Source organism: Halorubrum sp. B53, assembly GCF_059752395.1.
The window spans coordinates 168,466-192,820 of record NZ_MWTH01000006.1; the positions used below are offsets into that span (position 1 = coordinate 168,466).

Annotated in this window: 21 protein-coding genes; 11 read left to right on the plus strand and 10 right to left on the minus strand. The window is 69.0% G+C overall.

Annotation, left to right across the window (positions count from 1 at the left end; all coding sequences use genetic code 11):
- Positions 1-165: 165 nt before the first annotated feature.
- Positions 166-1,341 carry a CapA family protein gene (locus B4V06_RS06050; RefSeq protein ID WP_498168349.1) on the plus strand — a complete coding sequence of 392 codons (1,176 nt, stop codon included), beginning with the start codon at positions 166-168 and terminating at the stop codon, positions 1,339-1,341.
- 46 nt (positions 1,342-1,387) lie between these two features.
- Here B4V06_RS06050 and B4V06_RS06055 read toward each other — a convergent pair whose 3' ends face one another.
- Positions 1,388-2,305 carry an acyltransferase gene (locus tag B4V06_RS06055; RefSeq protein ID WP_498168352.1) on the minus strand — a complete coding sequence of 306 codons (918 nt, stop codon included), beginning with the start codon at positions 2,303-2,305 and terminating at the stop codon, positions 1,388-1,390.
- A gap of 168 nt (positions 2,306-2,473) precedes the next feature.
- Between B4V06_RS06055 and B4V06_RS06060 the strand changes: the two genes are divergently transcribed.
- The gene (locus B4V06_RS06060; RefSeq protein ID WP_498168355.1) at positions 2,474-3,493 is read left to right on the plus strand and encodes an NADP-dependent oxidoreductase; all 1,020 of its coding nucleotides are present in this window, start codon (positions 2,474-2,476) and stop codon (positions 3,491-3,493) included.
- Between the two features lie 77 nt (positions 3,494-3,570).
- On the opposite strand, the gene B4V06_RS06065 is transcribed toward B4V06_RS06060, so the two are convergent.
- The gene (locus B4V06_RS06065) at positions 3,571-4,737 is read right to left on the minus strand and encodes an NAD(P)/FAD-dependent oxidoreductase (RefSeq protein ID WP_498168357.1); all 1,167 of its coding nucleotides are present in this window, start codon (positions 4,735-4,737) and stop codon (positions 3,571-3,573) included.
- Between the two features lie 92 nt (positions 4,738-4,829).
- On the opposite strand from B4V06_RS06065, the gene B4V06_RS06070 reads away from it, so the two are divergent.
- The 5 genes from B4V06_RS06070 to B4V06_RS06090 all read left to right on the plus strand — a co-directional run bounded on the left by B4V06_RS06070 (position 4,830) and on the right by B4V06_RS06090 (position 11,586).
- Positions 4,830-5,813 (plus strand): ornithine cyclodeaminase family protein, encoded by a 984-nt coding sequence (locus tag B4V06_RS06070; RefSeq protein WP_498168359.1) that lies wholly within the window; start codon positions 4,830-4,832, stop codon positions 5,811-5,813.
- 144 nt (positions 5,814-5,957) lie between these two features.
- Positions 5,958-7,238, plus strand: a complete 1,281-nt coding sequence (locus tag B4V06_RS06075; RefSeq protein ID WP_498168362.1) for an amidohydrolase — start codon at positions 5,958-5,960, stop codon at positions 7,236-7,238.
- A gap of 90 nt (positions 7,239-7,328) precedes the next feature.
- Complete coding sequence (locus B4V06_RS06080; RefSeq protein ID WP_123114604.1) at positions 7,329-7,976, plus strand: DUF8102 family protein; 648 nt, start codon at positions 7,329-7,331, stop codon at positions 7,974-7,976.
- A 461-nt stretch (positions 7,977-8,437) separates the two neighbouring features.
- Positions 8,438-10,132 carry a BCCT family transporter gene (locus B4V06_RS06085; RefSeq protein WP_498168365.1) on the plus strand — a complete coding sequence of 565 codons (1,695 nt, stop codon included), beginning with the start codon at positions 8,438-8,440 and terminating at the stop codon, positions 10,130-10,132.
- Positions 10,133-10,224: 92 nt separating this feature from the next.
- Positions 10,225-11,586: an aminotransferase class III-fold pyridoxal phosphate-dependent enzyme gene (locus B4V06_RS06090; protein ID WP_123114605.1), complete on the plus strand. Its 1,362-nt coding sequence runs from the start codon at positions 10,225-10,227 to the stop codon at positions 11,584-11,586.
- A 76-nt stretch (positions 11,587-11,662) separates the two neighbouring features.
- Here B4V06_RS06090 and B4V06_RS06095 read toward each other — a convergent pair whose 3' ends face one another.
- Positions 11,663-11,899, minus strand: a complete 237-nt coding sequence (locus tag B4V06_RS06095; protein WP_123114606.1) for an HVO_0649 family zinc finger protein — start codon at positions 11,897-11,899, stop codon at positions 11,663-11,665.
- Positions 11,900-12,197: 298 nt separating this feature from the next.
- On the opposite strand from B4V06_RS06095, the gene B4V06_RS06100 reads away from it, so the two are divergent.
- Positions 12,198-13,424, plus strand: a complete 1,227-nt coding sequence (locus tag B4V06_RS06100; RefSeq protein ID WP_498168369.1) for an MFS transporter — start codon at positions 12,198-12,200, stop codon at positions 13,422-13,424.
- 174 nt (positions 13,425-13,598) lie between these two features.
- On the opposite strand, the gene ilvA is transcribed toward B4V06_RS06100, so the two are convergent.
- Positions 13,599-14,918 (minus strand): threonine ammonia-lyase, encoded by a 1,320-nt coding sequence (gene ilvA / locus B4V06_RS06105; RefSeq protein ID WP_123114607.1) that lies wholly within the window; start codon positions 14,916-14,918, stop codon positions 13,599-13,601.
- Positions 14,915-16,237 carry an amidohydrolase gene (locus tag B4V06_RS06110; RefSeq protein WP_498168372.1) on the minus strand — a complete coding sequence of 441 codons (1,323 nt, stop codon included), beginning with the start codon at positions 16,235-16,237 and terminating at the stop codon, positions 14,915-14,917. Before B4V06_RS06110 ends, ilvA begins: the two co-directional genes overlap by 4 nt.
- Positions 16,238-16,372: 135 nt before the next feature.
- On the opposite strand from B4V06_RS06110, the gene B4V06_RS06115 reads away from it, so the two are divergent.
- The gene (locus B4V06_RS06115) at positions 16,373-17,356 is read left to right on the plus strand and encodes a D-2-hydroxyacid dehydrogenase (RefSeq protein ID WP_123114609.1); all 984 of its coding nucleotides are present in this window, start codon (positions 16,373-16,375) and stop codon (positions 17,354-17,356) included.
- Between the two features lie 29 nt (positions 17,357-17,385).
- Here B4V06_RS06115 and gdhB read toward each other — a convergent pair whose 3' ends face one another.
- Together gdhB and B4V06_RS06125 are read right to left on the minus strand one after the other, a co-directional pair.
- Positions 17,386-18,672, minus strand: coding sequence for a glutamate dehydrogenase GdhB (gene gdhB, locus B4V06_RS06120; protein WP_498168375.1), 1,287 nt, complete (start codon positions 18,670-18,672; stop codon positions 17,386-17,388).
- Between the two features lie 77 nt (positions 18,673-18,749).
- The gene (locus B4V06_RS06125; protein ID WP_498168378.1) at positions 18,750-19,931 is read right to left on the minus strand and encodes a M24 family metallopeptidase; all 1,182 of its coding nucleotides are present in this window, start codon (positions 19,929-19,931) and stop codon (positions 18,750-18,752) included.
- 227 nt (positions 19,932-20,158) lie between these two features.
- On the opposite strand from B4V06_RS06125, the gene B4V06_RS06130 reads away from it, so the two are divergent.
- A complete protein-coding gene (locus B4V06_RS06130) occupies positions 20,159-21,826 on the plus strand; it encodes an aldehyde ferredoxin oxidoreductase family protein (protein ID WP_123114612.1) in 1,668 nt (555 codons plus the stop codon).
- Between the two features lie 242 nt (positions 21,827-22,068).
- On the opposite strand, the gene B4V06_RS06135 is transcribed toward B4V06_RS06130, so the two are convergent.
- Positions 22,069-22,353, minus strand: a complete 285-nt coding sequence (locus tag B4V06_RS06135) for a hypothetical protein (protein ID WP_123114613.1) — start codon at positions 22,351-22,353, stop codon at positions 22,069-22,071.
- A 235-nt stretch (positions 22,354-22,588) separates the two neighbouring features.
- On the opposite strand from B4V06_RS06135, the gene B4V06_RS06140 reads away from it, so the two are divergent.
- Positions 22,589-22,711 carry a hypothetical protein gene (locus B4V06_RS06140; RefSeq protein ID WP_498168382.1) on the plus strand — a complete coding sequence of 41 codons (123 nt, stop codon included), beginning with the start codon at positions 22,589-22,591 and terminating at the stop codon, positions 22,709-22,711.
- A gap of 271 nt (positions 22,712-22,982) precedes the next feature.
- Here B4V06_RS06140 and B4V06_RS06145 read toward each other — a convergent pair whose 3' ends face one another.
- Positions 22,983-23,540, minus strand: coding sequence for a diadenylate cyclase (locus B4V06_RS06145; RefSeq protein WP_123114614.1), 558 nt, complete (start codon positions 23,538-23,540; stop codon positions 22,983-22,985).
- A gap of 128 nt (positions 23,541-23,668) precedes the next feature.
- A complete protein-coding gene (gene fer, locus B4V06_RS06150; RefSeq protein WP_123114615.1) occupies positions 23,669-24,349 on the minus strand; it encodes a ferredoxin Fer in 681 nt (226 codons plus the stop codon).
- Positions 24,350-24,355: the final 6 nt, after the last annotated feature.

A 24,355-nucleotide genomic window follows, 5' to 3' on the forward strand; every position in this document is an offset into this window, starting at 1 on the left:
GGTCTGGGTAGTTAATGAGTCAATCGGACGACCCACTCAACGTTGTTAGCGGCTACGGGACCAGAGTCGCGGCTGCGAGCGTACATCGACCAGACCTACCTGTGAGATAGCTCAGCCCGCGGCCGGTCGCAGACTTCAAATCGGCGCTCGTCGAACCAATACGCGATGCACACGCGTCGAAGCCTGTTGGCGTCGGGCGTCGCCGGACTCGCCGGCGTCGCCGGCTGCGCCGCGCTGCCGTCCGGTCGGCGCGCCGGTGACTGGGGAGACCGCGACGCCCTCGACGCCGCCGACGTCGACGCGCGGATCGGGTTCGTCGGCGACTGCATGCTCGGGCGCAGCGTCACCGAGCGGTGGGCCGACGGCGAGCCGAGCGGCGTCTGGGGCTCGACGCTGCCGCGGCTCGAGGCGCTCGACGGGCTTGTCGCCAACCTGGAATGTTGCGTCTCCGACCGCGGCACGCGGTGGCCGGACAAGGTGTACTACTTCCGGTCCGACCCAGACTTCGCGATCCCGGCGCTGGAGGCCGCCGGCGCGTCGTTCGTCTCGCTCGCGAACAACCACGTCCTTGACTATCGGGAGCCCGCGCTCCACGACACGCGGACGCACTTGCGCGACGCCGACATCGCGTATGCCGGCGCCGGGACCGACCGCGACGCGGCGCTCGCCCCCATGACCTTCGAGGCGGGCGAGCTCACCGTCGCGGCGTTCGGCCTCACCGACCAGGCCGCGGCGTTCGCCGCGGCGGCGGACGAGCCGGGGACCGCCTTCGCGACGCTCGATCCGCGGCTCCCAGCGACCCGGTCGCTCGTCGAGGGAATTCTTGAGCGCGCCCGCTCGCACGACCCCGACCTCGTCGTCGCCTCACTCCACTGGGGGGCGAACTGGGAGACCGAGCCGCGGCGGGTCCACGAGCGGTTCGGGCGGTGGCTCGTCGACCGGGGCGTCGACGTCGTCCACGGCCACAGCGCGCACGTCCTGCAGGGCGTCGAGGTGTACCGCGGCCGCCCGATCATCTACGACGCGGGCGACTTCGTGGACGACTACGTCGACTACGCCGACCGCGAGGGCGTTCACAACAAGCGCAGCGCGCTGTTCGAGCTGGTCGTCCGCGACGGCGACCTCGCCGAGCTGCGCGTCGAGCCGACCGCGATCGCCGACGAGGCGGCGACGCTCGCTGGCCCCGAAATCGCCGCGTGGGTGCGCGAGACCGTCGCCGAGCGCTCCGCGGCGTTCGGGACCGATGTCGAGCGGACCGACAATCGCGTCTCGATCCCGCTGGCCGGCGAGGCGGCCTCCTCGGCGGCGGACGACACCGCGGCCACGCGCCACGGCGGATAGAGCGGGGCCGCGGACACGCGCCACACCGGCTGACGAGAGCCCGCCGTCAGTCGCCCGCGGTGTCGCCGCTGTCGGGCGGTGAGAGGTTCCGCTGGAACTCGTCGACGACATCGATCTCCTCGGCGATGTCGTAGTCGATCCGCCGTTGGTCGCGCCGGTCCGTGAGCGGGCCCAGATCGGCGGCGACCGACTCCCAGCCCGGCTTGACCCGCACGCTCTTCGCCGGCGTCCCGACGGCGACGTGGTGCGCGGGCACGTCGCCGCGGACGATCCCCTTCGCGCCGACCATGGCGTTCTCGCCGACGCGACAGCCGGCCGCCACCATCGCCTCGGAGGCGATCCGGACGTCGTCGTCGATCTCGGTCAGGTAGATGGAGACATCCGTCTGATCGACGACGTCGTGGCCGTGGCTGTGAATCGTCGCGCCGTCGGCGATCGAGACGCGGTCGCCGATCGAGAGCGCACCCCTGTCGTCCAACAGGACGTTCTGGTGGACGACCGTGCGATCGCCCATCTCGATGTTGTGCCCGCACGGGAAGGTGATCCCCCGCTCCAAGAAGAGGTCCTCGCCCGCCTCGGCGAAGAGGTGATTCGCCAGCATCTCCCGGAACGGCAGCGCGAATGCCAGGTCGTTGGCCGCGGGCGAGGCGTCGAACCCCGCCCACAGCCACTTGATCGACTTCGCCTCGCGGAACGCCCGCTCGTCTTTCTCGGCCCACTCGTCGCCTTTCACCAGCACGTTTCTCGGGTCGTAGCGGTCGAGGCGCAGCCGCTGGAACGACCGGATCGACTCGCCCGCCTGCCACCGGTCGTACACGTCGCCGTCGCCGTGCAGCTCGGCAAGGACCTCCTGTACCACGTCGGCCGTCGGCTCCGATCCCGCGAGCCGGTCGTCCACGGAGTCGATGTACCGGTCGATCCGCGCCTGGACCTCTTGGGGGACGGTAACGGATCGCTTTGTCATGTGATCCAAACGTCATTAATATCTATTAAGAATTATGCCGGGCAGTGGCCGAACGCCGGGTATCCCGGCGAGTGGCGGGGACAACGCGCGGGACCGCGTATCGATGCCGTCGCCCCCGCTCCCTGCTGGCGTCCAAACCCTATTGGGTTCCAACCGACAACGGCGAGCGTGACAGATACCAACCGCGAGTGGCTGCTCGCCGAGCGGCCGACCGGCGAGCCCGACATGGACAGCTTCGAACTCCGCGAGACCGATGTCCCTTCGCCCGCGCCGGGCGAGCTCCTCGTCCGCACCCGATACCTCTCTGTCGATCCGTACATGCGCGGGCGGATGCGCGACGCCGAGTCGTACGCCGAGCCATGGGATGTCGGCGACCGCCTCAAGGGCGGAATCGTCGGCGAGGTCGTCGAGAGCGAGGGCGACGCGTACTCCGCGGGCGACCTCGTGACTGGCGAGGGGGCGTGGGCCGACTACGCGACCCTCAACGCCGCCGACGTCGCTCCGGTCGATCCGACGGTCGCCGACCCGGAGGCCTACCTCGGCGTCCTCGGGATGCCGGGCCGGACCGCCTACTTCGGGCTGCTCGAGGTCGGCGAGCCGAAGCCCGGCGACACGGTCGTCGTCTCGGGCGCCGCGGGCGCGGTCGGCTCGGTTGTCGGCCAGATCGCGAAGCGCGCCGGCTGCCGCGTCGTCGGCTTCGCCGGCTCCGACGAGAAGACCGACTGGCTCACCGACGACCTCGGCTTCGACGCGGCGATCAACTACAAGACGACCGACGACTACCGCGCCGCGCTCGACGAGGCCGCGCCCGACGGCGTCGACGTCTACTTCGACAACGTGGGCGGTCCCATCACCGACGCCGTGTTCACGCAGCTGAACCTCGACGCGCGCGTCGCCGTCTGCGGGCAGATCGCACACTACAACGACGAGGAGATCCCGACCGGGCCGCGGAAGCTGCCCCAACTCATCTCCGTGCGAGCGCGGGTCGAGGGGCTGCTCGTGAGCGACTTCGCGAGCCGGTTCGGCGAGGCCAGCGAGCGGCTCGGGCGGTGGGTCGCGAGCGGCGACCTGAAACACCGCGAAACGGTCGTCGACGGCCTGGAGAACGCTCCGGACGCCTTCCTCGGCCTCTTCTCGGGCGACAACATCGGCAAGCAGGTGGTGCGGGTGGCGGCGGACGCGGAGTAGCGTCCCGGCCGTCGGCGCGCCCGGCGCGCGAGCGACGCGGGGCGGTGGCCACGACGCGGCGTTCGCCCGACGGTCGTTCAGGCGACGTGTCGCTCGCTGAGCGTCTCGCCGCGCTCGAACCGGTCGCCCGACAGCGGGGAGACGTCGAGGAGATCCGTCTCTCCGTCGACGCCGAGGTCGGCGGCGATCCGGCCCGCGGCGGGCGCGTGCTGGAACCCGTGGCCGGAGAAGCCGGCGACGGTCACGAGGCCGGGGCGCGTCTCCTCAACGATCGGGTGGTGGTCGGGCGTGACCGCGTACAGCCCGGCCCACCCCCGTTTGATCCGGGTGTCGGGCCCGAAGTAGGCGGTGTAGTCGGCGGCGTGCTCGACCGCGCGCGCCGCCCACTCGACGTCCATCCCCTCGTCGTAGGCGTCGGGGTCGTAGTCGGGGTCGGCCGCGTCGAAGTGGCCGCCGACGAGCGCCGCCCCGTCTCGCTCGGGCCGGAAGTACGACCCCGTCTCGAGGTCGATCGTCAGCGGGACCGACTCGGGCACTGGGGGCGCGGGGTCGACCACGGCGATCTGTCGGCGCCGGGGCGCGATCGGGAGGTCGACGCCGGCCATCGCGCCAACGTTGGCGGCCCACGCGCCCGCGGCGTTGACGACGCGGTCGACCGCGTGGCGCTCGGCGTCTGTCGCACCGGTCTCGCGGATGTTCGCCCCGACGACGCGGTCACCCTCCCGGTGGAGGTCCGTGACGGCCGTCTTCGTCCGAACGTCGACGCCCAGTTCGCGGGCGGCCGCGGCGTATCCCTGCACGGCGAGGTTCGGGTCGGCGAACCCGTCGTCGGGGTTGTACGTCGCCGCGACGAACGGCTCCGGGTCGAGCCCCGGGCAGTGGTCCGTCGCCGCCGCGGGCGTGAGAAACTCGCTGTCCGCGCCGAGTTCGCGCTGCATGGCGACGTTCGCGCGGAACCGCTCGGCGGCCGCCTCCGTCCGAGCTAGGAGCAGGTAGCCGGTCTTCCGCAGCCCGATGTCGACGCCGAACCGCTCCTCGAAGGCGTTCCACACCGCCTTGCTGGCGAGCGAGAGTTCGACGTTCACGCGCGAGGAGAACTGCGACCGGATCCCGCCGGCCGAGCGGCCGGTGCTGGCGTTCCCCAGCGACCCCTTCTCGACGAGGGTCACGTCCGCGCCGCGGTCGGCTAACGCGTGCGCGGCCGAGAGCCCGACGACGCCCCCGCCCACGACGAGTACGTCCATACTCGGCGTTCGCCCTCCGGAATGATAAACGTACGACGCCGATCAGTCGCCCCGGCGAACGGGCTAAGTCGCCCGGAGGCGACCCCCCGAATATGGTGCTCGTACTCTCCGCGGAGGAGGTCGACCGACGCCTCGATCTCGCGGCGCTCGTCGACGTGGTCGAGGAGGCGTTAGTCAAACAGGCCGCCGGCGCGGTCGAACGACCCCATCGACCGCATTTCCCGGTCGGCGAGGGGCTCGACGGCGACGGCCCGCTCGGGACCGGCATCGCGATGCCGGCGTACGTCCACGGCGCGGATCACTACGCGACGAAGCTCGTCGGCGTTCACGAGGGAAACGCGGAGCGCGGGCTCCCGACGATCAACGCGCAGATCGTGCTCACGGCGGCCCGGACGGGCCTCCCGAAGGCGCTCATGGCGGGGACGACGATCACGAACGCCCGAACCGGCTGTATCGGGGCGGTGTCGGTCCGGGCGTTGGCTCCGGAGCCGGACGGCGAGGGGCTCACACTCGGGGTGGTGGGGGCGGGCGCACAGGCGCGCTGGCAGACGCGGGCGATCGCGACCGTTGCGACGCTGTCGGACGTGCGGGTCCACTCGCCGAGCGACTCGCGGGAGGCGTGTGCGGCGGACCTGCGCGAGGAGGGGGTCCCGGCGCGCGCGGTCGACGCGCCGGGCGAAGCCGTCGCGGGCGCCGACGTGGTCGTGACCGCGACGACCGCGACCGAGCCCGTCTTCCCGCCCGACGCGCTCGACGCGGGGACCCTCGTGGTCGCCGTCGGCGCGTTCACGGCGGAGATGCAGGAGCTCGATCCTCGCGTCCTCGACCGCGCCGAACGGGTGTTCGCCGACGTGCCCGAGGAGGCCGCCGACACCGGCGACCTCCTCGCGAGCGACCTCGGCGCTGACGACGTGGTCGAGCTCGGCGTCCCCCTTGCGGACGGGTACGTCAGGGAATCGCCCGACGAGACGCTTGTCGTCGTGAGCGTCGGATCCGCGACGCTGGACGCCGCGGCGGGCGAGGCGGTATATCGGCGAGCGGTCGAGGCGGGCGACGGCACCGAGGTCCGACTGTAGCCCGGGCGACATCGGACGGTCACGGGCGGGCTGACTTCCGACGCGCGGGAGGGAACACCGAGCTCCGGCGGACCTCGGCAGCGATGCCCGGCGAAACGAATAGTAACTATCGTTAAGTAGCCTCATCGCCTGCCCTCCGGACAGATGCCTCACGACGCGCGAGCCAGACTGAGCGACCTCCGGCGGGCGTTCCACCGCCATCCGGAGCCGGGGTGGCGCGAGTTCCGAACGACCGCCCGCGTCGTCGCGGAGCTCGAGCGCATCGGCGTCGACGAGATCGCCGTCGGCCGCGACGCGCTCGCCACGGACGCACGGATGGCCGTCCCCGACGACGACGAGATTCAGCCGTGGCTCGACCGCGCCCGCGAGGCGGGGGTCAGCGACGATCTCTTAGAGCGCACGGCGGGCGGCCACACGGGCGTCGTCGCGACGCTCTCGCAGGGCGAGGGGCCGTGTATCGGCCTGCGCGTCGATCTGGACGCGATCTCGATCCGCGAGTCGGACGCCCCCGACCACCGGCCGGCGGCGGCGGGGTTCCGGTCGGAACACGACGGGTACATGCACGCCTGCGGCCACGACGCGCATCTCGCGATCGCGCTCGGGACGCTGGAAGCCGTAAAAGAGAGCGACTTCGAGGGGACGCTGAAGGTCTTTTTCCAGCCGGCCGAGGAGATCTCCGGCGGCGGGAAGGCGATGGCCGAGAGCGGCCACCTCGACGGCGTCGACTACCTGTTCGCGCTCCACATCGGGCTCGGTCACCCGACGGGGGAGATCGTCGCCGGCGTGGAGAGCCCGCTGGCGATGGCGCACCTGACGGCGACCTTCGAGGGCGCGAGCGCACATGCGGGGAAGGCGCCGAACGAGGGGGCCAACGCCATGCAGGCCGCCGCGGCCGCGATCCAGAACGCGTACGGGATCGCTCGCCACCGCGACGGGGCGACCCGGGTGAACGTCGGGAAGATCGAGGGCGGCTCCGCGAGCAACGTGATCGCGGAGGAGGTGACGATCGACGCCGAGGTCCGCGGCGAGACGACCGCGCTGATGACGTACGCGCGCGACGAGCTCGAGCGTGTTTTGTACGCCGCCGCCGAGCTCCACGACTGCGACGTCACGCCGCGGATGATCAGCGAGTCGCCGTGCGTCGACAGCCACCCGGCGCTCCGCGAGCTCGTCGGGAACGTCGCGTGGGACGTCGACGGCATCGATCGGGTGATCCCGTCCGAGGAGTTCGGCGTGAGCGAGGACGCCACGTATCTGATGCAGCAGGTCCAGGAGGCGGGCGGGCTCGCGTCGTACCTCATCGTCGGCACGGACCACCCGACGAGCCACCACACGCCGACGTTCGACGTCGACGAGGCGAGCCTTGCCATCGGCGTCGCCCTGCTCACGAACGCGTTCGTCGCCCTCTCGCGGCGGCGGCCGTAGCGGGGCGCGGGCCGGAGATGTTCGGCTCGAACGGCGGCGTTCGTTGGAGCGATCAGTACTGTTAATCCGCTGGCACCCGGTATTTCGGCCATGAGCCAGAACGACGTGCCGGAGTCGCTGGAGGCGGCGGCCGAGTCGGACCGGCCTCGCGGCATCCTCACGCCGTCCGACCGCGACTTTCTGCTCGGGCGCAAGACGGATTACACGGACCACTCGCGGAAGCAGAAGCGAAACCGGATCCGCCGTCGCGTCCGGAACGCCATCCTCGATTTCAGCATCCTTTTTGAGTGTCTCGAGGAGCGCGACCGAAAGACCGTCTTCGACCCGGACGACGAGGACCGCGAGGCGTACACGCAGGGGATCACCGACATGCTCGCGTTCCTCCACCTCGGCACGATGGGGTACCACACACCATTTAAAGACATGCTCTCCGAGGGGGTCGGCAAGGCCGAACAGCAGCTCGCCGGGTCGAACTACCGGATGGTCAACGTGGAGTTCAACGTCGAACCGGTCGGCCAGATCGACGTCGACGAGGTGGTCGGCAAGCTCGAGAACGACGAGTTCGCGGAGCTCACCGACGAGGAGCTCCGCGCGTTCGTCCGCCTGCTGACGATGTCGGAGTCGTTCTCGCCGGAGGAGGCCGGCGAGGAGATCAAAGACCGCGTCGACGAGTTCGCCGAGAAGCTGACCGAAAGCGCCGCCACGCACGACCGCACGCTCGAAGAACTGACGAACTGAGGGGCGTGAGCCGACGAACAGACCGATCGACATCCTCCCCGCGCTAAACGCGAGGCTTTCGCCTCGATTCTCCGTAACATGCTGTCCTCCGCACGGTAACAGATATCGATGACGGTCCGACGCCTCGTGGCCGTTCGCCCGCGGTGGTGCTGATTCCACGGACGCTCGGTGCTGTCCGAGAATATCGGTGTTTACCACTGTCTTTGGGGTTATTCCGACACTTTCTCGCTGAACGTACAGATTTTTCCGGATCGAACTGGCGATCCCGTCTTGGTATCTCCCGGATTCGAATTATGTTGATCATATATACAGGATACAAAAACCGAGTAGAATATCGCATTTTGAGAAACACTTATTGTGTACAACTTCGATCGACCGTGCATGCCAGCACGTGGCATGGGACTGACTCGGCGGAGGCACTGTGGGCCAAGTAGTCGTCGCCGTCGCGGGGGTGTTACCTGATGAGCGGCTCCGACCAGGGCGTGTTCGACGAGTTCCGCGAGGAGATCGACCCGATCGTCTTCGCGTTCGGCGCGCTGATAACCGTGGGCGTGATCGCGGCGTTCTTCATCAGCCCGTCGACCGTCGAGAACGGCATCTCGTCGCTGAACTCCCAGCTGCTCGGCGCGTTCAACTGGGCGCTGCTGCTTATCGTCTTCCTGATCGTGCTGTTCCTGTTGTTCCTGATCGTGGGGCCGTGGGGCAGCATCAAGCTCGGTGACGCGGACCCGGAGTACAGCTTCCTCTCCTTTTTCGCGATGCTGTACTCCGCGGGGTTCGCGGCCGGCGTCGTGTTCTGGGGACCGACCGAAGCGCTGTTCTACTACAACAACCCCTCGCCGCTGTTCGGTAGCGTCGAGGGGGGCTCGGCCGAGGCGATGACGGTCGCCGTCCAGCAGACGCTGTTCCACTGGGCGCTGCCGCAGCTCGCGGTGTTCACTATCATGGGCATCGCGATCGGCTACTTCGCGTACAACTACGATAACGTCCCGCTGCGGGTCTCCTCGGCGCTCACGCCGATCCTCGGCGCCGACAACCTCGACGGCCCGGCCGCGAAGGTCGTCGACATCCTCGCCGTCTTCGCGACCATCGGCGGCGTCGCCACCTCGCTCGGATTCATCGGGAGCCAGTTCGTCACCGGGCTCGACTACCAGTGGGGGATCAACATGGGCGATCTGGGGATTCTGCTGGTCGTCACCATGATGACCCTGCTGTTCACGACCTCGATGGTGCTCGGGGTCGACAAGGGGATCCGCCGGCTCTCGAACTTCAACATGATCCTGTTCGTCGTGCTCATGTTCGTGACGTTCATCGTGGGCCCGACGCTGTTCCTCGTGCTGCTCGGTACGCAGGCGTTCGGCGGGATGGTCACCGACTTCGTCTCGATGAGCCTCTTTACTGGCGCCGGCGCGATGGGCGGGGGCGACGCGAGCGCGACCAGCTGGATGAACGCGTGGACGGTGTTCTACTGGGCGTGGGCGCTCTCGTGGTCGCCGTTCGCGGGGCTGTTCATCGCGCGCATCTCGAAGGGACGCACCGTCCGCGAGGTCGCGTTCACGGGTATCGTCGCCACCTCGGGCGCCACCATCCCGTGGTTCACCTTCGTCGGCGGCACCGCGGTCTGGGCCCAGCACAACGGCATCGCCGACTTCGGTGCGGTGATCTCCGGCGAGGCCGGCGCGGAGGTGTCCGGGTTCATCCTCTTCGAGGCGTTGAACTTCTCGCTGAACGTCGGGGGCGCGTCGATGACGATCCCGATCGGGTCCGTGCTGATCTACGCGTTCATGATCCTCGTGACGACGTTCTTCGTCACTTCGGCGGACTCCTCGACGCTGGCCGTCTCGATGATGACGACCGGCGGGAAGGCCAAGCCGTCGAACATCAACCGGGTCTTCTGGGGCGTCGTCCTCGGGATGACGGCGGCGATCCTGATGATCCTCGGCGGCAGCGGCAGCGCGAACACGCTCCAGCAGGCGGCGATCATCACCGGGACGCCGTTCGCGTTCGTCTGCTTCCTCGCGATGCTGTCGCTGATCAAGGACTTCGGCGAACACTACGACCAGGTGCTCCTCCAGAACGAGACCGTGCTGTGGGGGTCGGACGACGACCCGGACCGGTCCGCTCCGGTCGAGTCGGCCGGCGCGGACGACGACTGACGGTCGTCGCGGACGACGACCGACCGCCGTCGCCCCCGATTCGCGCGGTTTCCATACCAAGTTTTAATGTACGCTATATACATAAACTGTGTATGGATAGGGATACGGCGGAACCCGACGCGGACGCGCTCCCCGGCCCGAACGCGCGCCGCTGGGTCGATTTCCACCAGTCGCACTCCGCGCCCAGCGAGTACTCCCACGAGTTCGTCTGGGACGTGACCCGCGAGGCGGACGGGCCCTTCGTCACCGACGTCGACGGCAACGTCCTCCTCGATTTTACCTGTCACATCGGCGCGGCCCCGCTCGGCTACAACAACGAGAAGGTGCTCTCGAAGCTGCGGGAGTTCGACCTCGTCGAGCCGCTGAAGATCGCCGGGCAGGACATGTACTTCGGCTCCGGGCCGACCCCGGACGAGGCCGACTTCCCGGGGTCGAGTCACCTCATGGACCGGCTGACGGACGTCTCCAGCCACTACGGGATGGACACGGTGTTCCTCTCGAACTCGGGGGCGGAGGCGATGGAGAACGCGATGAAGATCACCCACGACCACCGCGCGCCAGCGAAGTACGGCGTCGCCTTCGACGGCAGCTTCCACGGCCGCACGCTCGGGACGCTCTCGCTGACCAAATCGAAGGACGTGTACACCCGACGGTACCCCGAGATCAGCGGCATCGAGACGGTGCCGTTCTGCGCGGACCGCGGCTGCGACGCCGCGAGCTGCGACTGCGGCTTCTTCGCGGGCGGCGGCTCGCGGCTCCGAAATATACTCGCGCCGGAGGGGGGTCACGTCGACCCCGACGAGATCGCCTTCCTGACGCTCGAACCGATCCAAGGCGTCGGCGGCTACCGCTTCCCGAGCGACGCGTTCATGGACGAGGTGGCGGCCGTCACCGACGAGTACGACATCCCGGTCGTCGTCGACGAGATCCAGTCGGGAATCGGCCGGACGGGGAAGATCTGGGCGTCGGACCACTACGCGATCGAGCCGGACGTCATCGCGGCCGCGAAGGCGCTTCGCGTCGGCGCGACAATCTCCCGGTCGGAGGTGTTCCCGACGGAGAAGAACCGTCTCGGCTCGACGTTCGGCGGCGGCGACCTCCTCGGCTCGATGATGGGGGCGTTCACGCTGGAGGCGATCCAAGAGCACGATCTCCTGGCCAACGCCACCCGGCGCGGGCGGCAGGCGAAAGAGCTCCTGCGCGACGACGCGCCCGACACCGTCGTGGACGTCCGCGGCAAGGGGCTGATGCTCGCGGTCGAGTTCGACACGGCGGAGCGACGCTCGGCGGTCGTCGAGGCCGCCCTCGACCGCGGCCTCCTCACGCTCGGCTGCGGGAAGAAGACGATCCGACTGCTCCCGCCGCTGGACGCGACCGAACGCGAGATCGCGCTCGGCACGGGGCTCTTCCTCGACGCGATCGACGCCGTCAGCGCGACCGCGCGCGCCGACTGAGCGCGCCTCGACCGGCGGTCACGCCGAGGCGGGCGGGACGTTCCGGTTCGGCGAGGTCACTCTCGGTTCGGCGGGGTCACTTCCGTGTCCGGACATGATCGCGCGCCGCGTCCGGGTCCGACACCGCCAGTTCGTGCTCCCGTTCCGCGCCGCATTTGGGGCACGTGTGGCGGTAGAGGACCTGAGCGCCGTCGGCCTCCGTCTCCCACGCGCCCTCCTCGTCCTCGAAGCCGCACTCTGGACAGACGAGCTCCTCCTGATCGTAGTGTCGCTTCAGCCGTTCGAGCGGCGATCGGCTTCCGTCCGATCCCATACCTCACGGTTCCATTCGATCATATAAAAAAATTCTGTCGTATTTGTTAATCAACAATATAAACAACTCCAGTTATTGACACCGAAATAAATATGGCCAAAGACAACTGCATACAGAATTCGGCCCATCCGACACGCCATTAGGAAACACCCAGACAGCGGCCAGCAGCGGGCTGACCGACGGGGAGGGGAAGCGTCGTGGCAGTCGGAGCTATCGGTCGTTCGCCCGGGCTCGCGTACGAGGGTCGTTCGACCGCATCGCGCTGGGTTGATACGGGGCCGGTGAGAACGACCTCAGCGTGTCGAGCGAGGGGAGTACGTCGGACGCTACGCCGGCCGTGACGAGCGAGCGCGCCCGTTGGGGGCTGCTCGCCGGGGCGATCCTGATGTCCGTGGCGCTCGGCGCATACGAGCTCGTCCCGGCGAGCGTGACGCCGCTCGTTCGGTCGTCGCTGGGGATCGGCGCGTCGGCGGCCGGCCTCCTCGTGAGCGTCATGTTCGGGACGGCGGTCGTCGCGAGCGTCCCGGTCGGGATCGTCCTCGACCGGACGAACTCGCGGTACGCTATTGCGGCGGCGGTCGGTCTCCTCCTCGTCGCCGGGGGGTGGGGCTGGCGGGCCGCGACCGACGGCGCCTACTGGTCGCTCGTCGCCTCACGCGTCCTCGGCGGCGTCGCCTACGTCGTCGTCTGGAACGCGGGCATCGACATCGTCGGGCGCTCGTTCGATCGCGCCAGACAGGGGACGGCCGTGGCGGCGTTCACCGCGAGCGGGCCGATCGGCTTCACCATCGGACAGGTCGCCGGCCCCGTCGTCGCCCAGCGGTTCGGATGGCCGGCGATCTTCCCCGTCTTCACCGGCATCGCGTGCGTGGGGTTGGCCGTCTTCTGGCCGACGAGTCGCGGCAGCGGACGCGCGACCGGGACCCCGGCGCCGACGCCGTCGGACCTCGGCCGCGTCGTCACGGACCGCCGCGTCTGGACGGTCGGCCTCCTCGGCTTCCTCGGCTACGCGCTGTACCTGTTCGTCAACAGCTGGGCCCCGTCGTATCTCGTCGACGACCTGCGGCTGTCGCTGGGGCTCAGCGGCGCGCTCGTCGCCCTGTTTCCGGCCGTCGGCGTGCTCTCGCGCGTGACCGGCGGCGTCGTCTCGGACACCCTCTTCGGCGGCCGCCGCCGTCCGGTCGTCCTGCTCTCCTTTATCGTGGCGACGCCGGTCATCGCGGGCTTCACCGCGATCCGAACCGTCTCCGTCGTCGTCGCGGCGCTGCTCGTCGCCGGCTTCGCCGTCCAGCTCTGTCTCGGTCTCGTCTTCGCGTACGTTCGCGAACTGGTCGAGCCGGGCGTCGCCGCGACCGCCGTCGCCTTCCTCACGAGCGTCGGTCTGGCGGGGGCGTTCCTCTCGCCGATCGCCGCCGGAAGGCTCATCGAGGCCGCGGGCTACGAGGCGGCCTTCCTCGTCGCCGGCGTCCTCGGGGCGGTCGGCGCGATCTTAGCGTGGTACGCGCCGGAGCCGGAGGACGCGTGACCGCGACGCCTCGCAGAACGGCGTGACCGCGACGCATCACGGAACAGCGCCGAGGGTGCCCCGCAGAAGGGCGCCGAGAGCGGTCCGGACGCCGGTCTGGACGGGAACCGTATCCGGAGAGACTTCGAACGGAGATTCGGTCGTCACGGCGGGACGAGCGGGACGCGTGCGGCTTCAGCCCCGCGAGGCGTCCGACGTTGCGTCCGCCGTCGACCGCTCGACGACCGACACGCCGTCGAGCTCTGAGACCGCTGTCAACACCCCGTCGAGGTGGTCGGCGTCGCGGCCCTCGATCCCGACCGTCACGGGGGTGCGGTTCGGGTGGTCGGTCGCCGTGCGACGCGCGCGCTCCAAGGTGTCGAGCTCGGCGCCCTCGGCGGTCACCGCCTCGACGACGTCGCCGACCTGACTCGGCCACGCCGCGAGCGCGAGCCGCGCCTCGGCGTAGCGCCCGAGCTCAAACAGCCCGGTGCGCGTCAGCTCGGCGTGGTCGGTGAGGTTCACGTTCCCGCCCGAGACGACGACGGCCGGGTGGGTGTCGGTCAGATCCAGCCAGTCCGAGAGCGCGGCGGCGAGCGGCGCGGCGCCGGCGCCCTCGGCGACCGTCTTCTCCCGCTCGGCCAGCAGCGCCACGGCCGCGGCGATCTCGCGGTCGGAGACGGTCACGACGTCGTCGACGACCTCGCGGGCGAGCGCGAGGGTGGTCTCGGACAGCCGCGTGTCGGCGATTCCCTCGGCGACGGTGTCCACGTCGTCGAGCTCGCGAACCTCGCCGGCCGCCAGCGACGGCCCGGCGTGCGCCGCGCCCTCCGGCTGGACGCCGACGACCCGGACGTCGCGGTCCGCGGCCGCCACGGCCGTCCCGATCCCGGCGATGAGCCCGCCGCCGCCGATCGAGACGAGCACGGTGTCCATCGCGGGGTACTGCTCCAGCAGTTCGAGCCCGACCGTGCCCTGTCCCGCGATGACGGCCGCGTCGTCGAAGGGGTGGACGAACGTCTCGCCCGTTTCCTCGGCGCGCGCCACGGCGTACTCGTACGACCGCTCGTAGATGTCGCCCTCGACGAGCACGGTCGCGCCGTACCCCCGCGTGGCGGCGATCTTCGCCGCCGGCGTCACCTCGGGCACGACGATCGTCGCGTCGATCCCGAGGATCTCGCCCGCGAGCGCCACGCCCTGCGCGTGGTTGCCCGCGCTGGCGGCGATCACCCCGGCCTCGCGCTCGGCCTCGGAGAGCTGCGCCATGGCGTTGTACGCCCCGCGGATCTTGAACGAGCCGGTCCGCTGGAGCCCTTCGAGCTTGAGCCCCAGCGACGCGGCCCCGCTCATCTCCGCGAAGGTGCGCGAGGTGTCGAGCGGCGTCCGATGCGCGACGTCGTCGAGCCGGCGGCGGGCGTCTTCGACGTCGCCGCGCGTGACGACCGGTGAGGCGTCTCCCTCCCCGTCGGCGGAGTCGCCCGCCGCGTCGCAGTCGTCGGCGTCGCCGTCGGTCATTCGAGAGACGGATGCGCCGCTGCGGGGGTGTCGGCCTGCGGGACGGGGTGTCGCCGTTCGAGGTCGCGGACCGCGCCGACGAGCACGTCGACGCCGTGCCGGAGGCTCCGCTCGTCGACGTCGAAGGTCGGGGTGTGGTGGCTCGTCGGGTGGTCCGTGCCGACGATCAGGTACGTCGCCAGGCCGCCCGCCTCTTGGACCCGCTCCATCAGGAACGTCGCGTCCTCGCTCGCGCCGAAGTCCGCGGCCGGGAGCACGGTGTCGATCCCGTCGACGCCCTCGGCGATCTCGGTCACCAGCGCCTGCAGCTCCGGGTCGCTGTCCGCGCGCGGCGACTCGCTCACCAGGTCGACGCTCGCGCGGCAGCCGTGCATCGTCGCGGCGCCGCGCACGGTGCGCTCGAACTGCGCTTTCATGTACTCCATCAGCTCGGTCGTCTCGCCGCGCGCCTCCGCCTCCATGTGCGCGCGCTCGGCGATGACGTTGCTGGCGGTGCCGGCCTCGGCCTTCCCGACGTTGACCCGCGTCATGCCGTCGGCGTGGCGGGCGATGCCGTACGCGTTCACGATCGCCGTCCCCATCGCCTGCATCGCGTTGTCCCCCTCGTTGGGCGCCTTCCCCGCGTGCGCCGAGGTCCCCTCGATCGTCGCGTCCAAGTGCGCCATCGCCAGCGGCTTCTCGATCCCCGCCACCACCTCGCCGGTCGGGTGGTCGAGGCCGACGTGGACCGCGAGCAGGTAGTCGAGGTCGTCCGCGAACCGGCTCTCGGCCATGGGGTGGCCGCCGCCCCCGGTCTCCTCGGCCGGCTGGAAGAAGACGACCAGCCGCCCGGCGAAGTCGCTCTCGGCGATCGCCTCGAGGACGGCCAGCCCCCACGTCATGTGGACGTCGTGGCCGCAGGCGTGCATCGTCCCGTCGATCTCGGACCGGAACCCCTCGTCGACGGGGTGGTGGTCGGGGTCGGTCGACTCCTCGATGAACAGCCCGTCGATGTCGACGCGGAGGCCGATCGCGGGCCCCTCGCCGCGGTCGAGGACGGCGACGGCGCCCGTGTTGCCGCCGGTCATACGCTCGAGTAGCTCGGCGTCCGCGCCGTGCTCGCGGGCGCGCTCGATCCACGGGCCCAAGTCGGCGTCCGGCACGGCCATGCGGTCGGCCGGGTCGTACGCGTCCGGGCCGATCGCGAGCTCGTCGACGCCGATCGACCGGATCTCCTCGGCGAGCGTCGCCGTCGTGAGGAACTCGCGCCACGCGGGCTCCGGGTGCCGGTGGAATCGTCTGCGGACGCTGGCGAGCCGATCGCGGATCGGTTCGTTCATGCGAGTGGCTCTCTCGCTCGACATCCTTAACAGTAGTTGATCGTATACGATTGTCGTGTACACTACATACACAAAAAGCTAAGAATGCCCCTCTTCTTGATCCGCCAACGCGTCGTTCCGACGCGCCCACCGCTCATGAGCTCAGATCAGACCGCTGACCCCGATATCGTCGTGTTGCGGGAGGGAACGGAAGGCCTGTCGATGGCGTCGTACGCGGACGCGCTCCGCGATCGGCTCCCGGACCGGACGGTCGCGCTCGCGCGGACCCCCGCCGAGGAGCGCGACCTCGTCCCGAAGGCCCGCGTCGTGACCGGCATCACGCTCGACGCCGACCTCCTCGAGCGCGCCGACCGGCTGGAGCTGTTCGCGTGCACCTTCGCCGGCACCGACCACGTCCCGACCGACGCGCTGCGCGAGCACGGCGTGACGGTGACGAACGCGGGCGGTATCCACGCGCCGGGGATCGCCGAGCAGTCGATCGCCAACATGCTCGTGTTCGCGCGGGACCTCCACGAGGGGCTCCGCCGGAAGGCGAACGGCGAGTGGCGCCACTTCCAATCCCGCGAGTTCACCGATAGCACGGTCACCGTCGTCGGCCTCGGGTCGATCGGCCAGGCGGTCGTCCAGCGGCTCGCGGGGTTCGAGGTGGAGACGATCGGGATCCGCTACACGCCGGAGAAGGGGGGTCCCACCGATGAGGTGCTCGGCTTCGACGACGACGATATCCACGCGGCGTTCGCCCGGAGCGACTACGTCGTGCTCGCGTGTCCGCTCAACGACCTGACCCGCGGGCTGGTCGGCGAGGCGGAGCTGGCGACGCTCCCGCCGAACGCGGTCGTCGTGAACGCGGCCCGCGGCGGCCTCGTCGACACCGACGCCTTGGTGTCCGCCCTCCAGACCGAGGGCATTCGGGGCGCCGCCCTCGACGTCACCGACCCCGAGCCGCTCCCGTCGGACCACGTCCTCTGGGACTTGGAGAACTGCCTGATCACCCCGCACACGGGTGGCCACACGCCCAAGCACTGGGACCGGCTGGCCGACATCGTCGCGGACAACGTCGCGGCGCTGGACGCGGGCGGCGAGCTGGAGAACGCGGTCGTCACGCCGGACGACGACTGATCGGGCGGTCAGAAAATCTCGGCGGGCGGCTACGGCCAGAGCCCCCGCGCGCCCTTCGCCTCGGCGATCCGAGACAGCGCGACCACGTAGGCGGCGTCGCGCCACGTCAGGTCCCGCGCGTCGACCTCGTCGCGCACGTCTTCCCACGCGGACAGCATCTGTTCTTCGAGCTCCTCGTTGACGCGCTCGAGCGACCACGTCCGCCGGTTGATGTCCTGGAGCCACTCGAAGTACGACACGGTGACGCCGCCCGCGTTCGCGAGGATGTCCGGGATCACCGCCACGTCGCGCTCGTCTAAGATCGCGTCGGCGGCGAACGTCGTCGGCCCGTTCGCGCCCTCGACGACGATGTCGGCGTCGACGGCGTCGGCGTTGCTCGCGGTGATCACGTTGCCGACAGCGGCGGGGATCAGCACGTCAACGTCGAGTTCGAGGACCGCCTCGTTCGACAGCGTCTCCGGCGCCTCGTGGGTGAGCACCGCCTCGGGCTCCTCCTCGTGCGTGGGAACGTCGTGCGTGTCGAGCCCGTCCGGGTCGTAGATCGCGCCGTTCACGTCGCTGACGGCGACGACGGTCGCGCCCCAGTCGTCCAGCAGCCGGGCCGCGTTGGCGCCGACGGAGCCGAATCCCTGGACCGCGACGGTCGTCTCCTCGAGGTCGCGGTCGTAGTAGCCGACGGCCTCGCGCGCGGCGATGGCCGTCGACCGTCCCGGCGCCGCCTCGCGCCCGTACGACCCCCCGATGACGGGCGGCTTCCCGGTGACGACGCCCGGGATCGTCTCGCCCTGCTGCATCGAGTAGGCGTCCATGAACCACGCCATCGTCTGGGCGTCGGTCCCCATGTCGGGCGCGGGCACGTCCTTCGTCGGCCCGACGACGTCGCGCAGCTCCTCCGCGAACCGCCGGGTGAGCCGCTCGCGCTCGTCGTCGGTCAGAGATTTGGGATCGACCGCGATCCCGCCTTTCCCGCCGCCGAACGGGAGGTCCATCACGGCGCACTTCCAGGTCATCCACATCGAGAGGCCGGTGCACTCCGCGGCGGTGACCTCCGGGTGATACCGGAGCCCGCCTTTGTACGGGCCGCGGACGTCGTCGTGCTGGGCGCGGTAGCCGGTGAACACCTCGACGGTTCCGTCCTCCCGTTCGAGGGGGACGGAGACCTGCTGGACCCGCGTGGGGTGTTTGAGGCGCTCGACGATCGCGGGATCGACGTCGACGTTGGTCGCCGCGCGCTCGAGCTGCTTGCGTGCGGTGGTGAGCGTCGATTCTGACTCCTCTTCTGCCGGTTCGTCGTCGACGGTGGGTGTCGTGTTCATGAGTCGGGGTGTCGTGGTTCGGTCGGCTTGGCAGCGCGGTGTGGTAGCTTGGGTAGCGCGGCGCGGTCGGAACCCGGTCAGGTCGTGAACAGCTCGCGGGGGAAGTCGGCCAGCGTCTCCGCGCCGGTGGAGGTGACGCGGAACGTCTCGCTGATCTCCATGCCGATCTCGTCGGTCCAGATGCCGGGGATCATGTGGAACGTCATGTTCTCCTCGAGGACGGTGTCGTCGCCCGGGCGGATGCTCGCGGTGTGCTCGCCCCAGTCCGGCGGGTAGCCGAGCCCCATCGAGTAGCCGATGCGGTCCTCCTTCTCGAGCCCGTACTGCTCGATGGTCGTGCGCCACGCCTCCTCGACGGCCGAGCATTTGACGCCAGGTTCCGCGGCGTCTAACGCCGCCTCCAGCCCCTCCACGACGATGTCCGCGGTCTCTTGAAGCTCGGCGGGCGGCTCGCCGACGAAGGTGGTCCGCGCCAGCGGCGAGTGGTAGCGATGGCGACAGCCCGAGAGCTCGATGATCACCGGGTCGCCCTCCTCGTAGCGCCGGTCCGTCCATGTGAGGTGCGGGGTCCCGGTGTGGTCGCCCGACGGCATCAGCGGGACGATCGCCGGGTAGTCGCCGCCGTACTCGTCGGTCCCGTCGATCAGCTGCTGGTAGATGGCGGAGGCGACCTCGTACTCCGGGACGCCCTCACCGACCGCGTCGAGGCCCGCCCGCATCGCGTTCTCGGAGATCCGCGCGGCCTGCCGCATGTACTCCAGCTCCTGGTCGGACTTCTTGATCCGGAGCCAGCCGACGAGCAGCGTCGCGTCCGCGAACTCGGCGTCCGGGAGGTTCCCCTGCAGCCGCGTGTACGACTTCGCGGTGAAGTAGGCGGCGTCCATCTCTAACCCGACGCGCCCGTCCGCGACGCCCAGCTCCTCGAGGACGCCGGCGACGTAGTCCATCGGGTGGAGGTCGCGCGGCGACTGCACGTGGTCGTCGCTGTACGCGCGGATGCTCTCCTCGGCGAGGTGGGTCGTCGCCCGCGCGCCGTCGCCGTCCATGTCGCGGCCGATCCAGATCGGCTCGTCGCGGTCGGGCGTGACCACGACCGCCTGGTGGACGTAAAAGGACCAGCCGTCGTAGCCGGTCAGGTAGTTCATGTTCGCCGGGTCGCTGACGACGATCGCGTCGAGCTCGCGCTCGCGCAACCGCTCTTTCGTCCGAGCCACCCGCCGCTCGTACTCGGCCTCGTCGAAGATGTGTTCCCGTGGCATGGTAACGGAACGTCTACGAAGCCGATTAGCCAGCAACAGTATAAATTTATCGTGTACATTAAAAACAGATACTGTGTACGATTTTCGCCGCGCATCCCGCGAATTCACTCCGAAGCGCCGCTCAGACGCCCCGGGAGCCGTCTCGTGAGACCGGACGAGAGCGCTTGAAACCCGCAGCTTCTCCGGCTTGGCTCGGTTTTTTGTACCGCCTTCACGGATGATCGGACATGCTTCACAGCACCGGGCCGCTGCTGTCGATCGACGTCGGCGAGCGGACGACGTCAGAAACCGACATCACGGAGGTCCAGGAGCGATACATCGGCGGGCGGGGCGTGGCGACGCGGCTCGCCCACGAGCGGATCCCGTTCGACGCGGACCCGCTCGGTTCCGAGAACCGCGCGGTGTTCACCACCGGGCCGATGCAGGCGTCCCAGATGAGCTTCACGGGGCGGACGAACTGCACCGCGCTGTCGCCGCTGACCGACGGGCTGCTCTCGTCGAACGCCGGCGGCTTCGTCTCGCGTCACCTCGCGGCGACGGGGTACGGTGCGATCGAGCTGGCGGGCGCGAGCGACGAGCTGGTCGTCGTCCACGTGCGCGACGACGGGGTCGAGGTCGAGCCGGTGCCCGACCTCGCCGGGGCGACCGTCCCGGAGACCACGGGCTATCTGGCGGACGAACACGACCTCTCCAGCGAGCAGACGGCCGTGATCGGTCCCGCGGGCGAGCACGCGGTCCGGTTCGCGTCGATCATGACGACCGAGGAGCGCGCGTTCGGCCGCGGCGGGCTGGGCGCGGTGCTCGGCTCGAAGAACGTCAAGGCCGTCACGTTCGGGGGCGACTCGGCGCCCGAGGTCTCGATCGACGCGACCGCGAACGATATCCACCGCGAGGCCGCCACCGAGGACCACATCATGAAAGAGCAGGGGACGGTGGCCGTGATGGACCTCGCGAACGAGATGGACGGGCTGCCGTCGTACTACTTCTCGGAGCGCTCCTTCGAGGGGGTCGAGGGGATCAACGGCGCCGCCGTCGCCGACAAGAAGTACAAGAAGGGGACCTGCTCGGCGTGCGCGTTCGCCTGCAAGCTCCCGACCCGCGACGAGGAACGCGGCGTCGAGACCGAGGGCCCCGAGTTCGAGGTGGCGATGGCGTTCGGCTCGAACTCGGGGGTCGACGACATCGTCGACGTGATGGAGTCGAACCGCCTGTGCGACGAGTACGGCCTCGACGCGATCTCCGCGGGCAACACGATCGCCGCGTACCTCGACGCCGAAGACGAGTTCGGCAACCGCGAGCTTATCTGGGACCTCGTCGAGAAGACCGCCCACCGCGACGGGGTCGGCGACACGCTCGCGGAGGGGATCGGCCGGATCCACGAGCAGCTCGGCGTCGGGAACTGGTCGGTGAAGAACATGGACTTCGCGGCCCACGAGGGGCGGCTCCTCCACGGACAGGCGCTCTCGTACGCCGTCGCCAACCGCGGCGCCGACCACATGTACGCGACGTTCTACTCCGTGGAGTACCCCTTAGTCGAGGAAGAGGAGGCGATGGAGCCCGCGGGCTTCGAGGGGAAAGCGGAGCGCCTCATCCAGCGCGAGAACCTGATGGCGCTCAACGACAGCGGCGTGGTCTGTAAGTTCTCCCGGGACTTCATGACGCCCGAGCGCTACGAGCTGCTGTTCGACGCCGACTTCGACGAGCTGCTCGCGGCGGGCGCGCGGACGGTAACGCTGGAGCGCCACTTCAACAATCAGCGCGGGATCGACGGCGACGACGACCGCCTCCCGTACGCCGAGGAGCTCCCCGGACTCGACGACGCTATCGACTCGTACTACGAGCTCCGCGGGTGGAACGCGGACGGCACGGTGCCCGAGTCGGCGCTCCCGGCGTAGGGCGACCGCGCCGGTCGGATCCGGTGATCTGGAGCCCGTTGAGCATCTAAACTCTCGATAGAACACAGCGTGCGACGGCCGACCGCTGACGGTCCGTATCGCTCGCTGCGCGGTCTGACTCGCGAAAGCGATGCGGCGATCACCGTGCGAGACACGGGACGCGAATCGGCCAGGAGGAGGCGACTTCGCTCGGGGCGTCGGGTCGGGAACCGCGGCAGCCGGATTTATCGGGCAACTGGCGGCTACGGTTCGTACGGTGCTCCGACTCCGTCAGCAATCGCTTGGAGATCCGGCTTCCGGAAGGTTGAGTCGTCGGCCGCTTCCGGCGATTCCGCGATGCCGACGTGCGCCCGGATGAGCCGGCGCATCTGCGATGTTGACGGTCGCCCCGTCTCGTCGACATCGGTTCCGAGTGCCTCACAGATCGCTCGTAGCTCCTCTTTCGTGAACGACGCGTCGATTTCTCGTTCGAAGCGACCTGTCGCCGCTCGGATCGCGTTTCGAAGTTCGTGGACGGTCGGACTCATGGCTCTTCCCTCTCCCCTTGAGCCCGTCAACGTTCCTACTCGGCTACGGTGAGACGTTTCCGGGAATTCGGACTGACCCTCCGCGCACCTCAGTTCAGCGTTCGCCGCGCGCCGCCCACCGCGAATCCGATCCGCAACGATAGTGATGATTATAACAATACATAACGTACTTTTTGAGAGAATACGTTAACAATCCGAGTCGTTTTTCACTGTACGTCCATAATTTGTTGTTGTAATGGCGACCAACACGTCGAATCTCGAAAGTGGCCCCGCGCGACTGAAAGACTCCCCGCGACCCGAGGACCTCGAGGCAGTGACCAGCCCGGCCGCCCGCCTGCTGACGTGGCTGCGCTCCTGATTCTCCGCGCTCCTGTTCTGAAGAGCGGTCGCGAGACGTCGGCGGTCTGAGCGGCGTCAGCGCGAACCGAACGCGTGTCGCGTACTGCCGCTGTTCGCTGTATGCAGCGCCGCCGACAACTCTCCAGTATCGCGATCGATCACCGCCGCGTCCAGCGCGCTTGCGTTTCGGGTCGTTCGACGGCTGTTTTGATCGCCTGTAAACACACGCGGCTGCGGTTCGCCGCCGCGAGCGACCGGTTCAGCACCGCGGGAGACCGCCGGAGACGGCACTACGGGTCGGGTCGCCACCGGCCGCCGATCTCCTCGCGGGGGTAGTCCTGATACGTGCCGTCGAGATACGTGGTGACGCGGCCGTCCTCTTCGCTGAGCGTGACCGCCCACAGGACGTTCTTTCGGAGCGACGTTTCAAGCGCGCTCATGTGTTTGGTCCCCATCCAGTCGGGGTATTCGAGCTCTTCGACCGCCGGCACCTCCGCGCGGTTGGGGCTCCGAACCCGAACCATCTGTCGTTGGATCGTCCCGTCCCCGGTCACGATGATAGCGCCGTCCCGGCTGAACGCGACGTCTTCAGCGACTCGCCGAAACGCCTCGGGCGAGTCGAGTACGATCTTACACCGATCGGTCGGCCAGATGTTCTCGCCGAGCGGGTCGGTGTACTCCTCGAAATCAGTTTCGGCAACGAGCAGAAAGTACAGACTGGGACCGCTCACGTACTGGTCGTCCCACTTCTCGAATTCCATACTCAACGTCTCGGCAACGTATCGGATCTGGTCCATGAGATCCTGACTGGTGGCGTACTTTTTCAAAACAGAGTCGAGTTCTTCCATTTACTCTCCAAAATAGTAGACACGCAGCGGTATTAAACTCTGTTCGCCCCGGATTCGCCGCGCTGCCGAGCTCAATCCCTGTCTTCAGCGAATCGGACGTGACCGCGCGCCGCTTCGTTAGCGGCGACTTATCCTTCGAACTGCGCCGCGGGCAGGCGGAGCTCGTCGAGGAAGTCGATGGACTTGGCGTTATAAATGATGTCGACCTGTTCGGTCGCCGGGACGCCGACGCAGGTGAGCCGCGCGCCCCGTTCGAGGGCCGACTCGGGGAGGATCTGCTGGCCGGGCATCGCGATCTCACCGTTTTTGACGAGCACCGCGCAGTTCGAGCAGGCCCCGCCGCGACAGGCGTACGGCCAGTCGAACCCGCGGTCTTCGGCCGCCTCGAGGATCGACTCGCCTTCCTCGACCGCGATTCGGCCGTAATCCTCGGCGTCGAGGTCCGCCTTCGAAGCTTTCGCGAACAGGTTCTCATCGTCGACGTCCCATCCGTGGTCCTCGATGACCTCGTAGTTGAGGAAGGAGACCCGGGCCAGATTCGGGACCCGGACGAACGGTTTCGCGCGCCGGCCGGGCAGTTCGAACCGTTCGACCTCGTCGATAACCTCCTCGACCGGTTTAGACCTGAACGCCGCGAACCACTCGTCGACGTCCTCGCGGTCGAACCCGAACCACCGGACGATCTCGTCCGCAGTGAGCCCCTGTTTGGAAGCGATAGCGGCCATTAACTGCTGCGCCGCGCTCTTCGACTCCACGTCCGCAAGCAACCGCTGCAGTTCCGTCACGGATGTTTCATCAAGCCCGGGCATAGCCGA